This is a genomic window from Frankia sp. RB5, from assembly GCF_059816245.1.
Map to the genome: position 1 here is coordinate 29,044 of NZ_JCBATA010000054.1, position 25,706 is coordinate 54,749.

The 25,706-nt window shown below is 77.1% G+C and carries 2 protein-coding genes; both read right to left on the minus strand.

Features of this window, described 5'->3' with window-relative positions; translation table 11 throughout:
• Positions 1–62: 62 nt before the first annotated feature.
• Positions 63–12,428, minus strand: a complete 12,366-nt coding sequence (locus AC6EXY_RS24440) for an SDR family NAD(P)-dependent oxidoreductase (protein ID WP_499818194.1) — start codon at positions 12,426–12,428, stop codon at positions 63–65.
• A 67-nt stretch (positions 12,429–12,495) separates the two neighbouring features.
• Positions 12,496–25,706: SDR family NAD(P)-dependent oxidoreductase (locus AC6EXY_RS24445; RefSeq protein WP_499818193.1), on the minus strand; the 13,211-nt coding region annotated here is incomplete at its 5' end.

A 25,706-nucleotide genomic window follows, 5' to 3' on the forward strand; every position in this document is an offset into this window, starting at 1 on the left:
CGGATTCCGGGTGGGTTCGTCGCCGGCGCGCGCCGGTCCGCCCGCCGCGCGCCGGCTGGTCGCTAGTGGGTGCGGCCGAGCTCCTGGTCGATGAAGGCGAGCAGCTCGTCCGGGTCGGCGCCGTCCAGCCGCTCGCTCACCCGCGCCTCGGCGCCGTCCGGCTGGCCGGCGGCCCCGCCCTCGCCCGTCCAGGCGGCGATGATCGCCCGCAGCCGGCTGGTGACCGCCGGGCGGTCCACGTCGCCGTCGGGCACGGCGGCGAGCATGCTCGCCAGGCGGTCGAGCTGCTCGAGCACGGCGGGCCGCGGATCCGCCGCGGCGAGCTCGGCGAGCAGATAGGCGGCCAGTGCCTCCGGTGTGGGGTAGTCGAAGACCAGCGTCACCGGCAGCCGGCGGCCGACCGCCGCGCCCAGCCGGTTGCGCAGCTCGAGCGCGGTGAGCGAGTCGAGGCCGAGACCGGCGAACGTCCGGGTCATGTCGACGTCGGCCGGGTTCGGATGACCGAGGACGGCGGCGACGACCGAGCGGACCAGGTCGCCGACCGCCTGGTCCCGGTCGGGCCCGGTGAGGTCGGCGACGCCGACCGGCGCCCGCTCGGACGGCGCGGTCCGTGCCCGCTGCGGCACCAGCCGGCGCAGCAGCGGGGGAAGGTCACCCTCGCGGGCCCGGGCCCGCAGCGTCGGCAGGTCCAGCGCGACCGGGAGGACCAGGGCCCGGTCGGTGTCCATCGCCGCGTCGAACAGATTCAGCGCCGCCTCGACGGTGAGGGGCACGAGCCCCGAACGCCGGATCCGTTCCCGGCGGGCCTGTCCCAGCTGCCCGGTCATCGCGCTGTCCGGTGCCCACAGGCCCCAGGCCATCGCGGTGGCCGGCAGCTCCTCGGCCCGCCGGTGGGCCGCCAGCGCGTCGAGGAACCCGCTGGCCGCGGCGTAGGCGCCCTGCCCGCCGCTGCCCCACACCCCGGCGAAGGACGACACCAGCACGAACGCCCGCAGGTTCGCGTGCCGGGTGAGCTCGTGCAGGTTCCAGGCGCCGTCCACCTTGGGCCGCAGCACCGCCGCCGCCCGCGCTGAGGTCAGTGAGGTGAGCACGCCGTCGTCCAGGACGCCGGCGGCGTGGATCACGGCGCTCAGCGGGTGGGCGGCCGGCACTCCGGCCAGCACCCTGGCCAGGGCGTGGCGGTCGGCCACGTCGCAGGCGACGGCGTCGACCTCGGCGCCGAGCTCCCGCAGCCCGGCGACCAGCGTGTCCGCTCCGGCCGCCCCGCCGCGGCTGAGCAGCAGCAGGTGCCGCACGCCCCGGGCCGTGACCAGATGGCGGGCGAGCTCCCCGCCGAGCAGCCCGGTGCCACCGGTGATCAGAACGGTCCCCGTCGCCGACCACGGCCCGTCCTCGGCCGCCCGGCCCGGCCTGTCCTCCGCAGCCCGGGCCGGCGCCTCCCCGCCAGCGCGGGCCGGATCGTCCGGGTGCGGGCGGTCCTGGTCCCGCGGCGCGGTGAGCCTCACCAGCCTGGGCGCGTACACGACTCCCGCGCGGACCGCGAGCTGCGTCTCGTCCGTGCCCAGCCAGGAGGCGAGCGCCGCGGCCGACATGGGCGAGGCGTCCGCATCGAGCAGTACGACGCTTGCGGGCACCTCCGTCTGCGCCGTGCGGGCCAGGCCCCACACCGCGGCGCCCGGCAGGTCCGTCACCGGCCGCCCGGCCGGGGCGGGCACGGCGCCGCGGGTCACCAGCACCAGGCGGGACTCGGCGCAGTCCGGCTGGCGCTGCCAGCGGGACACCAGCTCGAGGACCCGATCGACCGCGCCGCGCACCGCGGCGGGAACGTCCGTGCCGAAGCCCGCGCCCGCCTCGGTGTGGACGCCGGCGCCGGTGACCGGGACGACGACGACCGGCGGCAGCGGCCCGTCCGCGGCCAGCAGCGCGTCGAGGTCGGCGTACCGGGTCACCGGCGGCACCGGCGGGTCGGCGTCCGACGTGCCGGCGATCTCGAGAAGGTCGTCGCCGAGCACAGCCCATCCCGCGGGCGGCTCCGCCGTGGGAGCCGGCTCCGACAGCTCCTGCCAGTCGACCCCGAACAGTGGATCACGCGAGGCGGCGGCGGGCGGGAGTTGCGCGGGTTCGACGCGCCGCACGGTAAGCGCGTCGGCCGTGACCAGCGGCGCACCCGCCTCATCGAGGATCGTGACGGCGACGGTGTCCGGCCCGCGCAGGCCCAGACGCACGCGGACGCTGGTGGCCGCCGAACGCCGCCACGACACCCCCGACCACGCGAACGGCAGCGGCACGCCGCCGGCCCCGCCGGCCGTGGCGGGCTCGCCCACACCGGCGAGCGCGACGGCGTGCAGGGCGGCGTCGAACAGGGCGGGGTGCAGGACGAACGATCGCGCGCGAGCGTGCTCGGACGCGGGCAGGCGCACCCCCGCCAGGATGTCGTCGCCGAGCCGCCAGGCGGCGGTCAGTCCCTGGAAGGCGGCGCCGTAGTCGAGGCCGAGGTCGGCGAGCCGGTCGTAGGCGTCGGTGACGTCGAGCGGGATGGCGCCCGGGGGCGGCCAGGCGTCGCCGTCGTGCGCGCCGCCGCCCGGGCCGCCACCGTTCTGGTCACGAGGGGAGCCGGTCGCGGCGGGTGAGGCGCCGGTGGGGGGCGCGCCGGTGGGGGGCGCGCCGGTGAGAGAAGCGCCGGCGGGACGGTCACCGAGCAGGCCGGTCGCGTGGCGGATCCACGGGGTGTCGGCCAGGCCGTCCGGCGCGCTGGCGTCGGGCGTGTCCGCGTCGTCCGGACGGGAGTACACGGCGAACCGGCGGCTGCCGGCGGAGTCCGCGGCCTCCACCCGCACCCGCAGCCGAACCCCGCCGCGGTCGGGCACGGCGAGCGGCGCCCGCACGACCAGCTCGTCCAGCGCGGTGTGTCCCAGGTGGTCGGCGACGTGGGCGGCCATCTCCACGAACGCGGTGCCCGGCAGCAGGACGGTGGTGCCGACGGCGTGGTCGGCGAGCCACGGGTGGGTCCGTGCCGAGAGCCGACCGGTGAACGTGGTGCCCTCCCCGTCGACCTCCTCGACGACGGCGCCCAGCAGGCCGTGGGCGGTGGGGCGCAGCCCAAGCCCGCTCGCGTCGGCCGGTCCCGGGGCCGCCTCCAGCCAGTACCGCCGCCGGGCGAAGGCGTAGGTGGGCAGCTCGACCCGTCCCGCGCCGGCGAACACGCCGGCCCAGTCGATGCGGGCGCCGTGGGCGAACGCGGTGGCCAGCGAGCGCAGGAAGCGGTCGGGGCCGCCGTCGTCGCGGCGCAGCGACTCCACCACGGCGGCGCGGGCACCGGCGTGCTCGACCGTGGTCCGCAGCGCGGGGACCAGGACCGGGTGCGGTGCGGACTCGACAAGGATCCGGTGCCCGTCGGCCAGCAACGCCCGCACGGTCTCGTCGAGGCGCACGGTGGAGCGCAGGTTGGTGTACCAGTACTCGGCGTCCAGCCGGGCGGTGTCCAGGACGCCGGCGGTCACCGTCGAGTAGAAGGGGATGTCGCCCGATCGGGGTGTGAGGCCGTCGAGGGCGCCGAGGAGGTCGTCGCGCAGCGCCTCCATCGCCGGCGAGTGGGAGGCGTAGTCGACGGGGATCCGCCTGATCCGCTGATCGTCCCCGGCGTCGGCGAGCAGTTCGTCGATCGCGTCAGCCTGGCCGGAGACGACTGTCGAGGCGGGCCCGTTGACCGCGGCGACCCACAGTCGTCCCGCCCAGGGCGCGAGGCGGGCGTGGACCCGCTCGACGGGTTCGGACAGCGAGACCATCGCGCCCCGGCCGGCCTCCGCGTCGCGGGCGAGCGCGGCCAGCGCGCGGGCCCGCAGCGACACCACCCGTGCGGCCTCGTCGAGGGTGAGCCCCCCGGCCAGGTGCGCGGCGGCGATCTCCCCCTGGGAATGGCCGACGACGGCCGCCGGATGGACGCCGTGGTCGCGCCACAGCCGGGCGAGCGAGACCAGGATGGCGAACAGAGCGGGCTGCACGACGTCGACCCGGTCGAGACCCGGCGTACCGGGCGCCCCGCGCAGCACGTCGACGAGGGACCAGTCGACGTGCGCGGCCAGGGCGTCGGCGCAGTCGTGCAGGTGGGCGCGAAAACGCGGGGACCCGTCGAGCAGCGCGGTGGCCATGCCCGGCCACTGCGAACCCTGACCGGGGAAGACGAACACGACCCGGGGGTCGTCCTGCGCGATGCCGGTGAGCACGTCCGCGGCGTCCTCACCGCGGGCCAGCGCTCGCAGGCCGGCGCGCAGCTCGCCCGGGGGCGCGACCACCACCGCCCGGTACGCCAGCGTGGCCCGGCCCAGTGCCAGGGAACGTCCCACGTCCCGCGGGTCAGGCGGGGTGTCCACCCGGGCGTCCAGGTGGGTCAGAAGCCGGTCGGCCTGGGCCCGCAGGGCGAGGCCGTCCCGGGCCGACAGCGGCCACGCGACGACCGCCTCGGCAGTCGCCTGTACCTCAGCAGTCGCCTGCGCCTCGGACGTCGCCGCCGGGTTGGCCGGGTTGGCCGGGGCGGCCGGGTCCGGGAGCGCGGCGGGGTCCGGGGGCGCCTCCTCGAGGATGACGTGCGCGTTGGTCCCGCTGATGCCGAACGACGACACGCCGGCGCGCCGGGGGCGGGGGCCGCGGGGCCAGGGTGCGGCGTCGACGAGCAGCGACACCGTGCCCGCCGACCAGTCGACGTGCGGCGAGGGCTCGTCCACGTGCAGCGTGCGGGGCAGTTCGCCGTGCCGCATCGCCATGACCATCTTGATGATCCCGGCGACCCCGGCGGCGGCCAGGGTGTGGCCGATGTTCGACTTGATCGAGCCGAGCCGCAGCGGCGCGTCGTCCGGTCGGCCCTGTCCGTAGGTGGCGAGCAGGGCCTGGGCCTCGATCGGGTCGCCGAGCGGGGTGCCCGTCCCGTGCGCCTCGACGGCGTCCACCTCGTGCGGTGCCAGCCGGGCGTTCGCCAGCGCCTGGCGGATGACCCGCTGCTGGGAGGGGCCGTTGGGGGCGGTGAGGCCGTTGCTCGCGCCGTCCTGGTTCACGGCCGTGCCGCGCACGAGCGCGAGGACGGGATGACCGTTGCGCCGGGCGTCGGACAGCCGTTCGAGGAGCAGCACGCCCACCCCCTCGCCCCAGCTCGTGCCGTCCGCCGCGGCGGCGAACGCCTTGCTGCGCCCGTCCGGGGCCAGTCCGCGCTGGCGGCTGAACTCGACGAACGACCGCGGGGTCGACATGATCGTCGCGCCGCCGGCGAGGGCGAGCGTGCACTCGCCGGCCCGCAGCGCCTGCCCGGCCAGATGCAGCGCGACCAGCGACGAGGAGCACGCGGTGTCCACGGTGATCGCCGGGCCCTCGAGACCGAGGACGTAGGCGATCCGGCCCGACGCGACGCTGGTGGTGGTTCCGGTGGACAGGTACCCCTCGAGCTCCGGCGGGGTCTGGGGGGCCCAGGAGCCGTAGTCCTGCGCGATGACCCCGGCGAACACGCCGGTCCGGCTGCCCGCCAGGCTGGTCGGGTCGATGCCGGCCCGCTCCAGGACCTCCCAGGCGGTCTCGAGCAGCAGGCGTTGCTGCGGGTCGGTGGCGACGGCCTCGCGGGGGTTCATCCCGAAGAAGGCCGCGTCGAACTCGTCGGCGTCGTGCAGGAAGCCGCCGCGGGTCGCGTAGGTGTGGCCGGGCCGGCCGGGGTCGGGATCGTAGAGCGCGTCGACGTCCCATCCCCGGTTGACGGGGAAGGACGTGATCGTGTCGGTTCCCCGCGCGACCAGCCGCCACAGGTCCTCGGCCGTGCGCACGCCCCCGGGGAAGCGGCAGGCCATGGCGACGATGGCGATGGGGTCCCCGTCCTCGGGCCGCGTGGACTTCCCGTCCCCGTCCGGGTCGTGGGTGGCCGGTTCGGCGCCGCCGTCGGCCCGCGGCCCGAGCAGCTCGGCGAGCAGGTGCTCGGCCAGGGTGAGCGTCGTCGGGTAGTCGAACAGGAGTGTCGCCGGCAGGCGCAGGCCGGTCGCCGCGCTGAGCCGGTTGCGCAGCTCCACGGCCGTGAGGGAGTCCAGCCCGAGGGCGTTGAAGGGACGGTCGACCTCAACCGCGCCGGGGGTGCCGTGCCCGAGGACGGCGGCTACCTGGGCGCGGACCAGATCGACGAGCACGCCGACGCGGGCGGTGGCGGCGAGGCGCCGCAGCCGGCCGGCGAGGTCCCCGGCGCCGTCCGCGCCGGCCGCCCGCGGGATCTCCCTGCGGACCAGGGCGCGCAGCAGCGGCGGGACGTCGCTCCCGCCGAGACGGGACAGGTCCAGGCCGACCGGGATCAGCTCGGCGCGCCCGTCGGCCAGCGCGGCGTCGAACAGCGCCGTTCCCTCGGCCGCGCGCAGCGGCCGCAGGCCGGCGCGGCGCAGGCGGGCGAGGCCGGTCGCACCGAGCATGCCGGTCATGCCCCCGGACGGCGCCCAGGGGCCCCACGCCAGGGAGGTGGCAGGCAGCCCGGCGGTGTGCCGCGTCCGGGCCAGCGCGTCCAGGATGGCGTTGGCGGCCGCGTAGGTGCCCTGCCCCGGGTTCCCGGCGATGCCGGCGAAGGAGGAGTAGAGCACGAAGACGGCCAGGTCCAGGTGGGCGGTGAGCTCGTGCAGGTGCACGGCGGCGTCGGCCTTCGGACGCAGCACCCGATCCAGCTGGTCGGGGCCCAGCGTCGCGGCGGGCGCGTCGTCGAGCACTCCCGCGGTGTGCACGACCGCGGTCAGCGGGTGGGCCACGGGCACGGCGGCCAGCAGGTCGGTGAGGGCCGCGCGGTCGGCCACGTCGCAGGCGAGGGTCGTGACGCGCGCGCCGAGCGCCTCCAGGTCGGCCACCAGCCGCCCCGCCCCGTCCGCCGCCGGCCCGCGCCGGCTCGCCAACAGCAGGTGCCGTACGCCGTGCCGGACGACCAGGTGACGGGCGACGAGCCCGCCGAGCTCCCCGGTGCCGCCGGTGATCAGGGCGGTGCCCGCCGGATCGAGTGCGCGGGGCAGGGTGAGCACCACCTTGCCGACATGACGGCTCTGGCCGAGAAAGCGCAGCGCGGTCGGTGCCTGGCGGACGTCCCAGGCGGTGACGGGCAGCGGGGCGAGGGTGCCGTCCTCGAACAGCCCGCCCAGCTCGGCGAGCATCTGGGCGATCCGGTCCGGTCCCGCGTCCATCAGATCGAAGGCCTGGTAGGTCACGCCGGGATGCGCCGCCCGCACCGTCTCGGCGTCGCGGACGTCGGTCTTGCCCATCTCGAGGAAGTGGCCACCGGGACCGAGCAGGCGCAGGGAGGCGTCGACGAAGGGGCCGGTGAGCGAGTTGAGCACGACGTCGACGCCGCGGCCCGCGGTCGCCGCCCGGACGGTCTCCTCGAAGTCGGTGGTGCGCGACGAGGAGATGTGGGTGGGTGGCAGGCCGGCCGCGCGCAGGACCGGCCACTTGGGCGGACTCGCGGTGGCGTGGACCCGCAGCCCGAGGTGGCGGGCCAGGCGCAGGGCCGCCGTCCCGACGCCGCCGGTGGCCGCGTGGACCAGCAGCGACTGCCCCGTCCGCACCCGCGCGAGACCGACCAGCGCGTGGTACGCCGTCAGGTAGACGATGGGGGCCGCCGCGGCCTGCGTGTACGACCAGCCGGTGGGGATCGGGGCGACGAGGCGGTGGTCGGTGACCGCCTCGGGTGCCACCGCGTCGGCGAACAGCCCCATCACCCGCGTGCCGGGCGCGACGCCGGCGACGTCCGCGCCCACCTCGACCACCACCCCGGCGGCCTCACTGCCGAGGGTCGCCGCGCCCGGATACATGCCCAGGGCGATCAGCGCGTCGCGGAAGTTCAGGCCGGCCGCCCGCACCCGGACCCGGACCTCGCCGGGGCCCAGCGGCTCGGGTGGCCCCGCGGTGACGACGGCGACTCCCTCCAGCATCCCGGTGCCGGACGCGCCGAGATGCCAGCGACCTTCTCCCGCGGGCAGCGCCAGCGCCGGCACGTCGCGGGTCCGCCGAAGGCGCGGCACCAGCGCACGCCCGGCCCGCATCGCCACCCGCGGCTCGTCGAGGCCGAGCGCCGCCGGCCACATCCGGGCCGAGTCGTCGTGCCCGTCGAGGTCCAGCAGGGTGAGCTGGCCGGGATGCTCGTTCTGGGCGGCGTGGAGCAGCCCCCACAGGGCGGCGCCGGGCAGGTCGGTGTGCCCCTCGCCGGCCGCGACCGCGCCGCGGGTGAGGACCACCAGCCGCGCCGTGGCGAGGGCCGGGGCGTCCAGCCAGGCACGCAGGTGCCCGAGAACGGACGCCGCCAGGGCGCGAACGGCCGCGGCGGCGGGCTGGCCCGGCTCGGCCGACGCCCGGACGACGACGAGACGCGGCGCCGGATGCCCCGCCGCCACCGCCTGGCCCAGCGCCACCAGGTCCGGGTACGGCGTGACGTCGCGGCCGGTGGCGGCCAGCGCGTGGCGCGCCGGCTCGTCGTCGGCGCCCACCCACGCGGCCGGCGCGTCCGTGCGGTCGGGCTCGTCCAGCGGGGTGGTCGGGGTCCACTCCAGCACATGCAGGGCGTCGTGCCCCGGGACCCGCGCCGCCGCGGCGGCCAGCGCCGCGGCCGGGATGCCGCGGAAGGTCAGTCCCGTCACGGTCAGGACCGGCGCGCCCCCGGGGTCGGCGACGTGCACCGCCGCCGTGCCGTCGTCGGCGAGTCGCAGGCGCACCCGGACCCGGGTGCCGGCGATGGCGTGCAGCCGGATCCCGGACCAGGAGAACGGCAGCCGGACCGTCGCGCCGTCGACGCCCGCGGTCGGGGTCCGCGGCTGTGCCGTCGCGCCTGGAGCGTCCACCTCCTCCGGTGCGGCCGCCGTGTCCGGCGTGACGTGCGTGTCCGGCGCGTCCGCCTCGGCCGGTGCGGTGGCCGAGGCGGCGAGGGGGTGCAGGGCGGCGTCCAGCAGCGCGGGGTGGATGCCGTAGCCGTCCGTCGTGACGGCCTCGGGCAGTTCGACGTCGGCGAACAGCTCGGTGCCACGCTTCCAGGCGCCGCGCACCAGCCGGAACGCCGGACCGTACCGGTACCCCTGCTCGTCGAGCCAGGCATAGGGGCTTCCCTCCGCCAGCGCCTCGGCGCCCGTCGGCGGCCAGGCCGAGCCCGGATCGGGGGGCGCGGCGGCCGCGTCGGGCGCCGAGGCGGGCGCGAGGGAGCCGGTGGCATGCCGGGTCCAGTCGGACTCGTCGAGGTCCGGGCCGGTGCTGTCCGCGGGATCGGGCAGGCGGCGGGAATGGACCTGGACGGGACGCCGGCCCTGGTCGTCGACGGGCCCGACGGTCACCTGCAGGTCGATCGGGCCGGGCCCGTCGACCACCAGCGGTGCCTGCAGCACGATCTCCTCGACCTGTGCCGAACCGAACCGCAGACCCGCCTGCAGCACGGTCTCGACGACGGCCGTGCCGGGCAGCAGGGTGACGCCGCCGATCGCGTGATCGGCGAGCCACGGATGGGAGTGCCGGTCGAGCCGGGAGACGAAGACGGTGGTGCCGCCTTCGGCGAGGACGATCGCGGAGCCGAGCAGTGGATGGCCGGTCGAGGCCGGATGCGGCCCGCCGGTCGGCGCCGGTTCGAGCCAGTGGCGCTGATGCTGGAACGGGTAGGTCGGCAGGTCGATCGGCCGCGCCGGGCGCCCGGCGAACAGCGCCGGCCAGTCGGGTTCGCGCCCGTGGACCGCGAGGGCCGCCACCGCGGACAGCAGCGTGCTCCGCTCGTCCCGCCCGGCGCCCGAGGTCGCGACGACGGGCGCGCTCACCCCCTGCTCGGCCAGCGTGTCGGCCGCCATCGGGGCGAGCGCCCGGTCGGGTCCCACCTCCAGGTAGGCGGTGGCCTCCAGGGCGTGCAGCTCCCGCACGGCGTCGGCGAGCCGCACCGGCTCCCGGACGTGGCGCACCCAGTACCGCGCGCTGGTCAGCTGGTCCGGTGTCGCCAGCCGCCCGGTCAGGGTGGACACCAGCGGGACGGTGGGCGCGGTGAGAGTCAGCGGCGCGAGGGCGGCCTCGAACTCGGCGAGCATCCCGTCCATGTGCGGGGAGTGGAAGGCGTGGCTGACCCGCAGTCGCCGGACGCGCCGGCCCCGCTCCCGCCACTGCCCGGCGACGGCGTCCACGGCGCCCGCGTCACCCGAGATCACCGTCGCCGTCGGGCCGTTGACGGCGGCGATGGTCACCGCGCCCGGCGCGTCGGCGAGGGTCCGGCGGACCTCGGCCTCGGTGGCCTGCACAGCCGCCATCGCGCCACCGGCGGGCAGGGCCTGCATGAGCCGGCCGCGGGCGGCCACGAGAGTGCCCGCGTCGGCGAGGGTGAGCACCCCCGCGACGTGCGCCGCGGCGATCTCGCCGATGGAGTGGCCGGCGACGTGGGACGGGCGCAGGCCCCACGACTCGAGCAGGCGGGCGAGGGCGACCTCGAAGGCGAACACCGCCGCCTGGGTGTAGAGCGTCTGGCCGAGCAGCGCGGCGTCCGCCGACTGGTCTTCGGCGAACATGACCGTGCGCAGGGGCCGGTCCAGATGTGGGTCGAGGACCTCGGCGACGGCGTCGAGGGCCGCCGCGAACGCGGGATACGCGGCGTGCAGCTCCCGGCCCATGCCGGGGCGCTGGCTGCCCTGTCCGGTGAACAGGAACGCGACGCGCGCGGCCGGCACCGCCACGTCCGTGCGCAGGGCGTCCGGTGCCGGCGGTGTCGCGCTGTCGGCGAGGGCGGCGAGGGCGGCGAGCAACTGCGGCCGGTCGCCGCCGACGAGCGCGGCCCGATGGTCCAGCGGGGAACGGGTGGCCACCAGGGACAGCGCGACGTCGTCGGCGGCCGCGGCGGTGTCGGCGGTCACGGCGGTGTCGTCAGCCGCGGGGCCGTCCGAGGCCGCGGGACCGGCGGTCAGATGTGTGAGCAGCCGGGCGGCCTGCGCTCGCAGCGCGTCCGCCGAGCCGGCGGACAGCAGCCATGGCAGCGGGTGCGCGGGTGCGGCGGCGCGGTCCGCGGTGACCGGCCGCGCGGCCTCGCCCTGTCCGGCGCCCGCGGGTGCCTCCTCGAGGATGAGGTGGGCGTTGGTGCCGCTGATGCCGAACGAGGACACCGCGGCACGGCGCGGACGACCGTTCGCCTCCCAGCGGCGTCCCTGCCGCGCCAGCCGCACCGTCCCGTCGCTCCAGTCCACGTGCGGGGTGGGCTCGTCGACGTGCAGCGTCGCCGGCAGGCGTGCATGCCGCATCGCCAGGATCATCTTGATCATTCCGGCGACGCCGGCCGCGGCCTGGGTGTGGCCGAGGTTCGACTTGGCGGAGCCCACCCACAGCGGTGCCTGCGGCGAGTGCTCGCGGCCGTAGGTGGCCAGCAGCGCGTGCGCCTCGATGGGATCGCCGAGGGTGGTGCCCGTCCCGTGCGCCTCGACGGCGTCCACCTCGGCGGCGGTGACCCGGGCGCGGGCGAGGGCGGCGCGGATCACCCGTTCCTGGGCGGGTCCGCTCGGGGCGGTCAGTCCGTTGCTCGCGCCGTCCGAGTTCACCGCGCTGCCCCGGATGACCGCGAGGATCTCGTGCCCGTTGCGGCGGGCGTCGCCGAGGCGTTCGAGCAGGAGCAGGCCGACGCCCTCGGCGAAGTTGGTGCCGTCGGCGGCGGCGGCGAAGGACTTGCACCGCCCGTCGGGGGCCAGGCCGCGCTGGCGGCTGAACTCGACGAAGACCCCGGCGGACCCCAGCACGGTGGCTCCGCCGGCGACCGCGAGCGTCACCTCCCCGCTGCGCAGGCTGGCACAGGCCAGATGGACGCCGACCAGCGAGGACGAGCAGGCGGTGTCGACGGTGAGAGCCGGGCCGCGCAGCCCGAAGGTGTACGCGATCCGTCCCGAGGCGACGCTCGTGGTGTTCCCGGTCAGCAGGTAGCCCTCGTGGGCGGCGGGCACCCGGCCCAGGCCGGGGGCGTAGTCCTGGGCGATCACCCCGACGAACACGCCGGTGGAGCTGTCGCGCAGGCTGGCAGCCGGAATCCGGGCCCGTTCGAACAGCTCCCAGGTCGACTCGAGCAGCACCCGCTGCTGGGGGTCGATCGCCGCGGCCTCCCGCGGGTGGATGCCGAACAGCTCCGCGTCGAAGCCGGCGGCGTCACGCAGGAACCCGCCGTGCCGCACGTACATCGTGCCGGTGCGGTCGGGATCGGGGTCGTACAGGCCCTCGAGGTCCCAGCCGCGGTCGGTCGGGAACTCACCGACCGCGTCTGTGCCCGCGTCGAGCAGCCGCCACAGATCCTCCGGCGAGGTGACGGCGCCGGGGAAGCGGCAGCTCATGGCGACGACCGCGATCGGCTCGCGGTCCTGCTCCTGGGCGGCGCTCAGCCGCTGGCGGGTCTCATGCAGATCGGCGGTGACCCGTCGCAGATACTCCCGCAGCCTGTCCTCGTTCGCCATGTGACGGTCAGTCCCTCCAGGAGATGGGGCTTGGAGACACCGAGAGAGCCGACGGAGCCGGCCGGACTCAGAGCTCGTTGTCGATGAAGGCGAAGATCTCGTCGTCCGACGCGGCGGCGAGCGTGCCCGCGACGGACTGTTCCCGGTCGCCCGCTCGTGCCTGGCGCAGCCGGTCCTGCAGGTCCGCCAGCCGGGCGGCGAGGTTCTCCCGCGCGCCCGGGTCGGCCGGGTCGTCGTCCGGACCGGTGACCAGCGCTTCGACGGCGGCCGCCAGCCGGTCCAGTTCGGCCCGCACCGCCGCGGCCCGCGCCGCCGCCGTGCCGGCGGGGGAGCCCGCGCCGTCGGTGCCGAACAGCTCGCCGTGCAGGTGTTCGGCCAGGTGGCCGGCAGTGGGATGGTCGAAGACCAGGGTGCTCGCCAGTCGCAGGCCCGTGGCCGCGGCAAGCCGGTTGCGCAGCTCCACGGCGGTCAGCGAGTCGAACCCGAGTTCCCGGAAGGCCTGATCGGGACGCAGCGTGTCGCTCGACGCATGACCGAGGACGGCGGCGGCCTGGGCGCGGACCAGGCTCATCACCAGCTCCGGGCGGTTCTCGCTTGCGGCCTCGGCCAGCCGCCGCGGCCAGTCCGCGCGATCCGCGGCGCCGGAGTCCTGCGCGCGGCCCGGGGTCACGAGGCCGCGCAGCATCGGATGGGCGGGCGCGTCGCGCAGTCGCCGGGGGTCGAGGCGGGCGGTGACCACCGCGGCCCGCGACGTGTCGATCGCGGCGTCGAACAGCGCCAGCCCCTCGGCCGTGGACAGCGGTGGCACGCCGGTGCGGGTCATCCGCTCCCGGTCGGCGGCGCCGAGGTGGCGGGTCATCTCGCTGGCGTGCGACCACAGGCTCCACGCCATCGACACCGCGGGCAGGCCGACGGCGCGCCGGTGCTGGGCGAGGGCGTCCAGGAAGGCGTTGGCGGCCGCGTAGTTGGCCTGCCCCGGGGTGCCCAGCGTGCCGGCGAGCGAGGAGAACAGGACGAACGCCGCCAGGTCGGCGTCCCTGGTCAGCTCGTGCAGGTTCCACGCCGCGTCGATCTTCGGGCGTAGCACCCGGTCGAGCTGGTCGGCGTCCAGGACGTGGACGGGCACGTCGTCGATGACACCGGCCGCGTGCACCACCATGGTCAGCGGATGCTCCGGCGCGATGCCCGCCAGGGCCGCCGACAGCGCCGTGCGGTCCGCCGCGTCGCACGCCACCACCCGCACCGACGCTCCGGCGGCGGTGAGCTCGGCGACGAGCGCGCCGGCCCCGTCGGCGGCGACGCCCCGGCGGCTGGTCAGCAGCAGATGGCGCAGCCCGTGCCGGGCCACCAGGTGTCGGGCGAGGTGCGCGCCCAGCACACCGGTCCCGCCGGTGATCAGGACGGTGCCGTCCGGCGACGGCGCCCGCGGCACCGTGAGGATCAGCTTTCCGACGTGGCGGGCCTGGCTGAGGAAGCGGATGGCCTCCGGCGCACGCCGCAGGTCCCAGGCGGCCGCCGGCAGCGGGTGGAGCTCGCCGCGCTCGAACCTCGGGCGCAGCCATCCGAGCATGCCGCTGACGTGGTCCGGCCCCTGTTCGGTGAGGTCGTAGGCGCGGTAGCGCACGTCCGGGCGCACCTGGGCGACCCGTGCGGGGTCGCGGATGTCGGTCTTGCCCATCTCCAGGAACCGGCCGCGTGGCGCCAGCAGGCGCAGGGACGCGTCGACGAACGGCCCGGCGAGGGAGTTCAGCACGACGTCCACGCCGCGCCCAGCGCTCGCCGCGCGGAACGCCTCCTCGAAGCCGAGGTCGCGCGAGGACGCGATGTGCCGCCCGTCGAGGCCCCACGCGCGCAGCACGTCCCACTTGCCAGGGCTCGCCGTGCCGTACACCTCCAGTCCCCACAGCCGGGCGAGCTGCAGCGCGGCCTGCCCGACGCCGCCGGTGGCCGCATGCAGCAGCAGCGACTCGCCCGCGCGTACCTCGGCGATCTCGGCGAGTCCGTAGTAGGCGGTGAGGAAGGCGACGGGGATGGTGGCGGCCTCGGCATAGGTCATCGCGTCCGGGATCCGGGCCACCAGGCGCTGGTCGGTGGTCACCAGCGGACCGGCGCCGGTGACCAGGCCCGCCACCCGGTCGCCCGGGCGCAGCGCGGTGACGTCCGGGCCGACCTCCACGACCAGCCCGGCGCCCTCACCGACGGGCGGCCTCGCATCGCCGGTCACCATGCCGAGCGCGAGGATCACATCGCGGAAGTTCAGCCCGGCGGCCCGCAGGGCGATGCGCACGTGGCCCGGTGGCAGTGGCTCCTCGGCGCCGCCGTAGGCCGCCAGGACGAACCCGTCGACCTGCCCGTCGCCGGTGAGCTCCAGCCGCCAGCCCGCCGCGCCGGCCGGCGGGCGCAACGAGTCGGTGTCGGGAATCCGGGCGAGCCGCGGGATCAGGCGGCTGTCCCCGCGCACGGCGAGCTGCGGCTCGTCCGCGGTGGGCAGGAGCAGCTCCAGGGACGGTGCCGAGCCCCGGGGGTCGAGATCGACGAGGCCGAAGCGGCCGGGGTTCTCCGCCGTCGCCGTGCGGACCAGGCCCCACACCGCGGCGTCGGCGAGGCTGGTCACCGGCTCGCCGGCGCGGACCGCGACCGCCCCGCGGGTGACGAACACCAGCCGTCCCGCGGCCAGGCGTGGGTCGTGCAGCCAGGCGGCGACCAGCTGGCGGGCCCGCTCGGCGCCGTCTCGGGCGCGGGCGGCCAGCGCCGGGTCCGTCGGGCGGTGCCACGCGACGTCGCCCGTGGCATCGGGTTCGTCGTGGGTCGCGGCGGCCGGCCCAGCGGCGGGGAGGGCCGGTGTGGCCGCGGGGAGGGCCGGTGTGGCGGCCGCGTCCAGGCCGACGCAGGGCACCAGCACGGTGAACGGCTCGCCCGGCCGGGCCGAGGCGGCCGCGGTCGCCAGGTCCGTGCCGGGCACCGTGGGCAGCAGATCGAATCCGGTGGTCGTCGAGGGGCCGGTGCCCAGCACCAGGACGGGGCCGGCGGCGGCAATGGCGGGCTCGGGCGACGCCGCCGCGGGCTCGGGCGTCCAGTCCAGTCCGTACAGGGCGGGCGTCGTCGTGGGCAGCCGGGAAGGATCAAGAGGACGCAGGGTGAGCGCTTCGACCGTGAGGATCATGCGTCCCGAGGCGTCCTCAAGCCGCAGTGCCACCGTGTCCGGGCTCGTCGCCCTGGCCAGAACCCTGGCGGCCGCCGCTCCGACCACACCCGTCCGCACGCCGCCCCAGGTGAACGGCACCAGGATCCGCCCGATGCCTGCCCCGGTCCCGGCGTCCGGGGTGCCGGCGTCCGGGGTGCTGGCAGCCAGCGCGCAGGCGTGCAGGGCCGCGTCGAGCAACGCCGGGTGCAGCACGCACGCCGCCGTGTCGCCGCGCTGGTCCTCGGCGAGCTCGACGTCGGCGGCCACCCCGTCGGTGTGCCGCCAGGCGGCGCGCAGCCCCTGGAAGGCGGGGCCGTAGTCGTACCCCCGCTCGGCGAGCTGCCGGTACAGCTCGGCGACGTCGACGGGCTCGCCGGCGGGCGGCCAGCCGAACCCGGGCGCCGGCGCGTCCGTGGCCGCCGGGTCCGTGGCCGGGGGCCCGGCGGGCCGCAGGGTGGCGCGCGCGTGGCACGTCCACCCGGCGTCCGGGAGGTCCGCCGGCCGGGAGTGCACCTCGGCGGCGCGAGACCCGTCCTCGGCCGCGGCCCGGACGGTGACCTGCAGGTCGACCGCGCCCTCGGCGGGCAGCGGGAGCGGGGCCCGCAGGGTGAGCTCCTCGAGGAGGAGGTTGGCCGGCCCGTCGAGGTCCGGGCCGGTACCGGCGACGGCGCCGTCCCTCACCGCCGCCGCGCCGTGCAGGACGAGGTCCACGAACGCGGCGCCAGGCAGCAGCGTGGTGCCGAGCACGGCGTGATCCGTGAGCCACGGCTGCTGGCGCAGCGAGATCCGGCCGGTGTGCAGCACCCCCCCGTCCGCCAGCGGCACCGCCGCGGCCAGGAACGGATGTGTGGTGCCGGCCAGTCCGGCCGCCCGCAGGCCGCCGCCGGCGTGCTCGCGCGGCTCGAGCCAGTACCGCTCCCGGGCGAAGGGGTAGGTCGGCAGGTCGACGTGGGGGAGGTGCGCCTCGCCGAGGACCGTGGTCCAGTCGACCGGCAGGCCGTGCAGATGGGCCTCGGCGAGCGAGGTCAGCAACCGGTCGGGGCCGCCGTCGTCGCGGCGCAGTGTCGAGAGCACCACGGATCCGGCGACGTCCGCGTCGGCGAGACTGTCACCGATGCCCACGGTCAGGACCGGATGCGGACTCACCTCGAGGAACGCGGTGCGACCGGCGGCGGCGAGCTGACCGATGGTCGGTGCCAGGCGGACCGGCTCGCGCAGGTTGCGGTACCAGTACTCGGCGTCGAGCTCGGTGCCGTCGAGGGGGCCCGCGGTCACGGTGGACCAGAACGCGACGCGCGCCCGCGTCGGCCGCACGTCACGCAGCTCGTCGAGCAGCCGTGCGCGGATCTCGGCCACGTGCGGGGAGTGCGAGGCGTAGTCGACGGGGATGCGCCGGGCCCGGATCCCGTCCGCCTCGCATGCGGCCAGCAGTTCGGCCACCGCCTCGGCGGCGCCGGAGATGACGGTGGTCGCCGGCCCGTTGGCGGCCGCCACGTCGAGGTGCCCGGGCCAGCGCCGCAGCAGGTCGGCGGTGTGCCGCGCGGACAGCGCCACGGACGCCATCGCGCCCCGCCCGGACAGGGTGGTCAGAGCCCTGCTGCGCAGCGCGACCACGCGGGCCGCGTCCGACAGGGACAGCGCCCCGGCGACGCAGGCGGCGGCGATCTCCCCCTGGGAGTGGCCGACGACCGCGTCCGGGCGGATGCCGTGGGACCGCCAGACCTCGGCCAGCGACACCATCATGGCGAACAGCGCCGGCTGCACCACGTCGACGCGGTGCAGTCCGGCCGGGCCGGACCCCAGGTGGGCGGCCCCGGGCGGCGCGGACCGCCCCGCGGCGGACTGTGCCTCGGCGGACTGTGCCTCGGCGGAGTCCGCCTGGGCGGACTCGGCCGCGTCGGACGGGACGGCGAGCACGTCGAACAGGGACCAGTCGACGTGCGGGGCGAGGGCGTCGGCGCAGGCGGACATCGCCGCGCGGAACACCGGGGACGTCGCGAGCAGCTCGGTGGCCATCCCCGCCCACTGGGCGCCCTGGCCGGGGAAGACGAACACCGTCCGCCCGGGCTCGGCACCGCCGGTCGTGGGCAGGGCGGCGACGAGACCCGCGGCCGGCTCCCCCCGGCGCAGCGCGTCCAGCGTGGTCACCAGCTCGCCCGCCGTCGCGTCGGGCCGGGCGAGGGCGACCGCGCGGTGCGGGAACGCCGTGCGGGTCAGCGCCAGGGCGCGGCCCACGGCGCGGGCGGGAAGGTCGGGGTGCGCGGCGGCGAACGCGCGCAGTCCGGCGGCCTGCTCGCGCAGCGCCCGCTCGTCCCGGGTGGACAGCAACCAGGCGACGGGCAGGCCCGGCGCGGAAGCCGGCTGGCCGTCATGCGCCGCCGAGGCCGGCGGGCCGTCCGGGGTGGCCGGGACGGGGGTGTGCGGGGCGTCCGCCGCGGCGGGAGGCTGCTCGAGGATGAGGTGGGCGTTCGTGCCGCTGATGCCGAACGAGGAGACCGCGGCGCGGCGCGGGCGGCCGGTCGCGGGCCAGGGCCGCTGGTCCGCCAGCAGCTCGATCGCCCCCGACGACCAGTCGACATGGGGGGTCGGCTCGTCGATGTGCAGGCTGCGGGGAAGCACGCCGTGACGCATCGCCTGGACCATCTTGATGATGCCTGCGGCGCCGGCCGCGGCCTGGGTGTGGCCGATGTTGGACTTGACCGAGCCGAGCCACAGCGGCTGCCCGGCCGGGCGGTCCTGGCCGTAGGCGGCCAGCAGCGCGTGCGCCTCGATGGGGTCTCCGAGGCGGGTGCCGGTGCCGTGCGCCTCGACGATGTCCACTGTCTGCGGGCTCAGCCGGGCGTTCGCGAGGGCCTGGCGGATGACGCGTTCCTGCGCCGGCCCGCTCGGCGCGGTCAGCCCGTTGCCACCGCCGTCGGAGTTGACCGCGCTGCCGCGCACGACGGCGAGCACCGGGTGGCGGTTGCGCTCGGCATCGGAGAGCCGTTCGAGCAGCAGCAGCGCGACGCCCTCGGCCCAGCCGGTGCCGTCCGCCGCCGCCGCGAACGGCTTGCAGCGCCCGTCCGGTGCCAGGCCGCGCTGACGGCTGAACTCGACGAAGGTGGTCGGCGTCGCCATCACGGTCGCGCCGCCGGCGAGGGCCAGCGAGCACTCGCCGCCGCGCAGCGCCTGACTGGCGAGATGCACGGCGACCAGGGACGACGAGCAGGCCGTGTCGATGGTCATGGTGGGACCCTCGAACCCGAACGAGTACGCGATCCGGCCGGACGCGACGCTGCCGGCGCTGCCGCTGGCGAGCAGCCCCTCGAAGCCGTCCGGTGGGGCGGCGGCCAGCCGGGTGCCGTAGTCGTCGTACATGACGCCGGTGAACACGCCGGTGTCCGAGCCGCGCAGGGCGCCCGGTGGGATGTGCGCGCGTTCGAGCGTCTCCCAGGCCACCTCCAGCAGCAGGCGCTGCTGGGGATCGATCGCCAGCGCCTCGCGGGGGGAGATCGCGAAGAACGCGGGGTCGAACTCGCCCGCGTCGTGCAGGAACCCGCCGTGGCGCACGTAGGAGGTGCCGGTCCGCTCCGGGTCGGGGTCGTACAGGCGCTCGACGTCCCAGCCGCGGTCGTCGGGGAACGCGCTGATGGCGTCGGTGCCCTGCGCGACCAGCGTCCACAGCTGCTCGGGGGTGCGGACCCCACCGGGGAACCGGCAGGCCATCGCCACGATCGCGATCGGTTCGTCGGACGCCGCGGCGGCCGTGACCGCCACCGTCCGCTGCCCGCCGCGCAGCTCGGCGTCCAGGTGGGCGGCGAGCTGCGCGGCGGTGGGCCGGTCGAACACGACGGTGCTGGCCAGCCGCAGGCCGGTCGCGGCGGACAGCGCGTCGCGCAGTTCGAGGACGCTCAGGGAGTCGAAGCCGAGATCGCGAAAGGGCCGGTCTGCCTCGATGGCGGCGGCGTCGGTGTGACCGAGCACTTCGGCGGCACGGCGCCGGACCAGGGCGAGCAGCTCGGCGCGCCGCTCGGCGTCGGCCAGGGTGGCCAGCCGATCGGCGAGGTCGCCCGCCGCCGCGGGGGCACGCCGCTGGCGGGGAACGAGCCCGCCGAGCACCGGCGGTACCGCCCCCGCGGCGGCCCTGGCCCGCAGCGCCGGCGTGTCGATCCGGACGGGCACGACCAGCGCGGGACCCGCCGTGATCGCGGCGTCGAACAGTGCCAACCCGTCGGACGTGGACAGCGGTGCGATGCCCGCGCGGGCGAGGCGGGCGCGGTCGGCCGGGCTCAGTCGCGCGGCCATGCCGTCGCCGTCCCACTGTCCCCAGGCCAGGCTGACGGCCGGCAGGCCGCGGGAGCGACGCTGTGCGGCGAGCGCGTCGAGGGCGGCGTTGGCCGCCGCGTAGTTCGCCTGCCCGGCGTTGCCGAGAACGCCGGCCAGCGAGCTGAACAACACGAACGCTCCCAGGTCGGCGGTGCGGGTCAGCGCGCTGAGGTTCCACGCGGCGTCCACCTTGGGGCGCAGCACCGCGGCGAGGCGGGCCGGGGTGAGGGCGTCGACGGGGGCGTCGTCGAGCACGCCCGCGGCGTGCACCACGCCGGTCAGGGGATGGCGGGGGTCGACGGCGGCCAGCACCGCGGCCAGCGCGGGGGCGTCGGCCGCGTCGGCGGCCGCCACCGTGACCTCGGCGCCGAGCTCGCGCAGAGCACGGGTGACGTCGCCCGCCCCGGGAGCATCCGGCCCGCGCCGGCTCAGGAGCAGCAGATGGCGCACGCCGTGGGCCTCGACCAGGTGACGGGCGACGAGGCGGCCCAGCGCCCCCGTGCCCCCGGTGACGAGCACCGTCCCGTCCCGGTGCCACGGCGGCGCGGCGGATGGCCGGTCCGGGCCGGGGACGCGGGTCAGGCGTGGCACATGCCAGCGCCCGTCGCGCAGGGCGACCTGGGGCTCGCCGACGGCCAGCGCCGCCTGGACGGCCGCGGTGACCCGCGCGTCCGACTCCGTCAGCTCCGTCAGCTCCGTCAGCTCCGTCAGCTCCGACGGCTCCGACGGCTCCGACGGCTCCGACGGCTCCGACGGCTCCGGATCGAGGTCCACCAGGACCAGCCGACCGGGATGTTCCTGCTGGGCGGCGCGCACCAGGCCCCACACGGCCGCGCCGGCTGGATCCGGCGCCTCGTCGGCCTGGACGCCGACCGCGCCCCGGGTGACGACCACCAGGGTGGACGTCCCGTCGGCGTGGGCGAGCCACTCCCTGGTCCGTGCCCACGCGCGGTGCGTGTGGTCGCGCACCCGGGCGGCGCCGTCGTCCGCGCCGTCAGGGCCGCCGTCCGGCCGGTCGCCGCTGCCGGGCCGCTCGACGGCCAGGCAGAGATGTGTCTCGACGGGGCCGCGTGGCACGGGGGATGCGGCGGCGGGGATGACGGGCAACCAGGTGAGCTCGAACAGCGCCTCGCGCGCGAGGCTGGCCGCCGACCGCTCGACGTCCACGGGCCGCACCGTGAGCCGGTCGATCGATCCCACCGGCGTGCCGGCCGGATCGGCGAGGTCGACGGACACGGTGTCCGACCCGGTGGGCGCCAGCCGCACCCGCAGCGCGGTGGCCGCGCCGGCCCGCAGCCGGACGCCGCCGAACGAGAACGGCAGCCGCGGGCGGGGGTCGTCGTCGCGCGGTGGCAGCGTGAGCTGGGCGTGCAACGCCGCGTCGAGCAGCGCCGGGTGCACGGCGTGACTGTCGGCGCCGGTTCCCTCCGGCAGCTGCACCTGCGCGTACAGGACGTCGCCGGCCCGCCAGGCCGCCCGCAGGCCGCGGAAGGCTGGTCCGTAGTGGTAGCCACGGTCGGCGACCTCGTCGTAGAGGCCGTCCACCGGGATCGGGGTGGCGCCGGCGGGTGGCCAGGGGCCCCGCGCCCAGCCGTCGGTCGCGGTGCCCGCCGTGGGCGAGGTGCCCGCCGGCGGAACAGGCCGCGTCTGCGCGCCGCTGCCCGCCAGCAGCGTTCCGGTCGCGTGCGTGGTCCACGGGCTGTCGGTGAGCCCGTCGTCGGGCCGTGACCACACCTCGACCCGGCTGCGGCCGTCCGCGTCGGGAGGATCGACCGACACGCCGATGCGGACCGCGCCGTCCGCCCGCAGGCCCAGCGGCGCGGCGAGCGCGAGGTCCTCGATCGCGCCGCGCCCGGCATGGTCGGCCGCGGCGGCGACCAGGTCCAGGAAGGTGGTGGCGGACAGCAGGATCGTGCCGCCGAGGGCATGGTCGGCCAGCCATGGCGCCTGGGAGGGGCCGAGCCGGCCGCTGAGGATGACCTGGCCGTCGGCGAGGGTGAGCGCGGCGCGCAGCAACGGGTGGCCGGTCGCCTCGAGTCCGGCGCCGGCGAGATCGCCCGGGCCGGCGGCGTCGTCGTCCAGCCAGTAGCGCGTCCGCGTGAACGCGTAGGTGGGCAGCGGGACCACGCGGGCGCCGCGCTCGACGAACCGGGCCTCGGCCCGCGGCCACCGCGGCCGGGAGGCGCGCAGCTGGGCGCCGAGGGCGGCCCCGAGCGCGTCGCGGGCCTCGACCGCGCCGTCGGGCAGGGTGGGGAGGAACGTGAGCCGGTCGGTCTCCGGATCTTCGGCCAGGGCGGCACGGGCCAGGGCCGACAGCGTCCTGCTGGGCCCGAGTTCGACGAACGTCATGGCCGCCTGCGCGCGCAGCGTCCGCACGGCGTCGTGGAAGCGGACCGTCTCACGCACCTGCCGCACCCAGTAGTCGGCCGAGCGGACCTCGTCGTCGGCGATGACCGTGCCGGTGAGCGTCGAGACCAGCGCAATCGCCGGGTCGTGGTAGGTCAGGGCCCGTGCCGTCTCGCCGAACGGGGCCAGCATGGCGTCCATATGGGCGGAGTGGAAGGCGTGGCTGGCCCGCAGCGACCTGGCGCGCCGGCCCTGGCCGCGCCAGCTCTCGGCAAGCGCGGTGACGGCGTCGCGGTCCCCGGACACGACGGTGGCGGTGGGCCCGTTGACGGCGGCGATGTCGACGGCGCGCGCGACACCCGCCGCGTCCAGCGCGGCCGCGACCTGCTCGGGGGTGCCCTCCAGCGCGACCATCGCCCCGGTGGCCGGCAGGTCCTGCATGAGTCGGCCGCGGGCGAGCACCAGCGTGCACGCGTCGGGCAGGGTCAGCACGCCAGCGACGTGCGCGGCGGCGAGCTCGCCGATGGAGTGTCCGGCGAGCAGCGCGGGACGCACGTCCCAGGACTCCAGGTAGCGGAAGAGCGCGACCTCGAGGGCGAACAGCGCGCTCTGCGTGTACAGGGTCTGGTCGAGCAGAGGCGCCGTGGGGGTGTCCGCGGCGGCGAACATCACGGACAGCAGCGGCTGCTCCAGCCCGAGGTCCAGCCGACCGGCCACCTCCCGCAGCGCGCCGGCGAAGACCGGATCCCGCTCGAACAAATCGCGGCCCATGCCCGGACGCTGGCTGCCCTGGCCGGCGAAGAGGAACGCGACGCCGCCGGGCTGGCCGCCGGCGCGGACCACGTTCGTCGCCGCGTCGCCGCGGGTGAGCGCCGCCAGCCCGGCGCGCAGCTCGTCGTGATTGCCCGCGAGGACAGCCGCGCGGTGAGGCAGCGGCACGCGGCCGCGCAGCAGGGTCAGGCCGAGGTCGGCCAGATCCAGCGCCGGCGCCTCGTCGAGCCGTTCGAGCAGCCGGTTGGCCTGGCCGGGCAGTGCCGCGGCGGACGCCGCCGTCACCACGAACGGCAGCGGAGCCACCGGCGTCCCGGATGCCGTGGGAATCGCCGGAGCCACGGGCGTGCCGGAAGTCGCGGCCGTCGCGGCCGTCTCTGCCGCCTCGGGTATCTCGGCCCTCTCGGGCGTCTCGGGTATCTCCGGCGTCTCGGGTGTTGGCGCCGTCGCCGGTACCGCGTCCGGCGACGGTCGGGACGGCTGCCCGGGGACGGCGGGAGGTTCCTCCAGGACGACGTGCGCGTTGGTGCCGCTGATGCCGAACGACGACACCGCCGCGCGCCGCGGCCGGTCCCCGGCGGGCCAGGGCACCGCCTCGGTCAGCAGGGACACCGCGCCGGTCGACCAGTCGACGTGCGGGGAGGGGGCGTCCACGTGCAGGGTGCGCGGCAGCTGCTCGTGGCGCATCGCCATGACCATCTTGATGATCCCGGTGGCGCCGGCCGCGGCCTGGGTGTGACCGACGTTGGACTTGACCGAGCCGAGCCACAGCGGCCTGCCCGCGGGGCGGTCCTGGCCGTAGGTGGCCAGGAGTGCCTGGGCCTCGATCGGGTCGCCGAGCGTCGTGCCGGTGCCATGCGCCTCGACCGCGTCGACCTCGTCCGGGCGCAGCCGGGCGGCGGCGAGCGCTCGGCGGATCACCCGCTCCTGGGCCGGCCCGTTGGGCGCGGTCAGGCCGTTGCTCGCCCCGTCGGAGTTCACCGCCGAGCCGCGGACCAGCGCGAGGACCCGATGGCCGCGGCGGCGCGCCGCCGCGAGCGGTTCCAGCAGGAGCAGTCCGAGTCCCTCGCCCCAGGACGTGCCGTCGGCGGCGGCGGCGAACGGCTTGCACCGGCCGTCCGGAGCCAACCCCCGCTGCCGGCTGAAGTCGACGAACGTCGCCGGCGTCGCCATGACCGTGACACCGCCGGCGATGGCGAGGTCGCACTCCCCGTCGCGCAGGGCCCGGGCGGCGAGGTGCACGGCGACGAGCGATGACGAGCAGGCGGTGTCGATCGTGAGGGTGGGGCCTTCGAGCCCGAAGGTGTAGGCGATCCGCCCGGAGGCGACACTGCCCGCGCTGCCGGCCCCGAGATGCCCCTCGACCTGAGCGGGCGCCCGGCGGAACCGGGTGCCGTAGTCGTCGTACATGACGCCGGTGAACACCCCGGTGGCGGAGCCGCGCAGCGTGTCCGCGCTGATGCCCGCCCGCTCGAACAGCTCCCAGGTGCCCTCCAGCAGCAGGCGCTGCTGCGGGTCCATCGCCAGCGCCTCCCGCGGACTGATGCCGAACAGGCCGGCGTCGAAGTCCGCGGCCTCGTGCAGGAAACCGCCGTGGCGGACATAGGAGCAGCCGGTCCGGTCCGGGTCGGGGTCCCACAGCGCGCCGACGTCCCAGCCGCGGTCGGTGGGGAAGGCGGAGATCGCGTCCCGCCCGTCGGCGACCAGCCGCCACAGCAGCTCGGGCGAGTGCGCCGCGCCGGGCAGCCGGCAGGCCATCGCCACGATCGCGATCGGCTCGTCGGCGGCCGTGGCCGACGTGGGCGCGGCGGCCCCGGCGGACCGCCGCGAGCCGGCGAGGCGTTCCAGCAGCAGGCCGGCGACCGCCGTCGGCGTCGGCTGGTCGAACGCCAGCGTCGCGGGCAGGGTGAGGCCGGTCCGCGCGCTCAGGGCGTTGCGGAACATGATCGCGCCCAGCGAGTCCAGGCCGTGGTCCCGGAAGGCGGTGTCCGGGTCGATCCGGTGTGGGTCGCCGTGGCCGAGAGCGTCCGCGGCCTGCTCGCGCACCAGGGTCACCAGGGTCGCCAGCCGCCGTTGCGGGTCGAGACGGGCGAGCCGCCGCGCCCAGGACGACGGGGTGGGTTCGGCCTTCGCGGCGCGGCCCGCGGGGCGGCGGGGGGCCGGTGCCAGGGTGCGCAGCGCGGCGGGCAGCGTCCCCTGTTCCGCCAGCCGATGCAGCGTGGTGGCGTCGAAGCGAGCGGCGACGAGGGCGGCGTCCACTGCCGCGGGCGGTGCGTCCGTCCGGGCCGGTGGCGAGGCGGCGAGCACGGCCGCGTCGAACAGCGCCGTGGCCTCCTCGTCCGCGAGCGGAGCGAGGCCGGCCTGGGCGAGGCGGGACGCGTCGGCGGCGGACAGGCGCCCGGCCATCCCGCCGGCGGCCCACTGACCCCAGGCGATGGAGACCGCGGGCAACCCCAGCCGCCGCCGTGCCTGGGCGAGGGCATCCAGCGCGGCGTTCGCGGCGGCGTAGGCCGCCTGCCCGGCGTTGCCGAGGACACCGGCGAGCGAGGAGAACAGGACGAAGCCGTCGAGGGGGTGGTGGCGGGTGAGGTGGTGGAGGTGGTGGGCGGTGTGGGTTTTGGGGGGGAGGACGGTGGTGAGGTGGTGGGGGGTGAGGGTGGTGATGGTGTGGT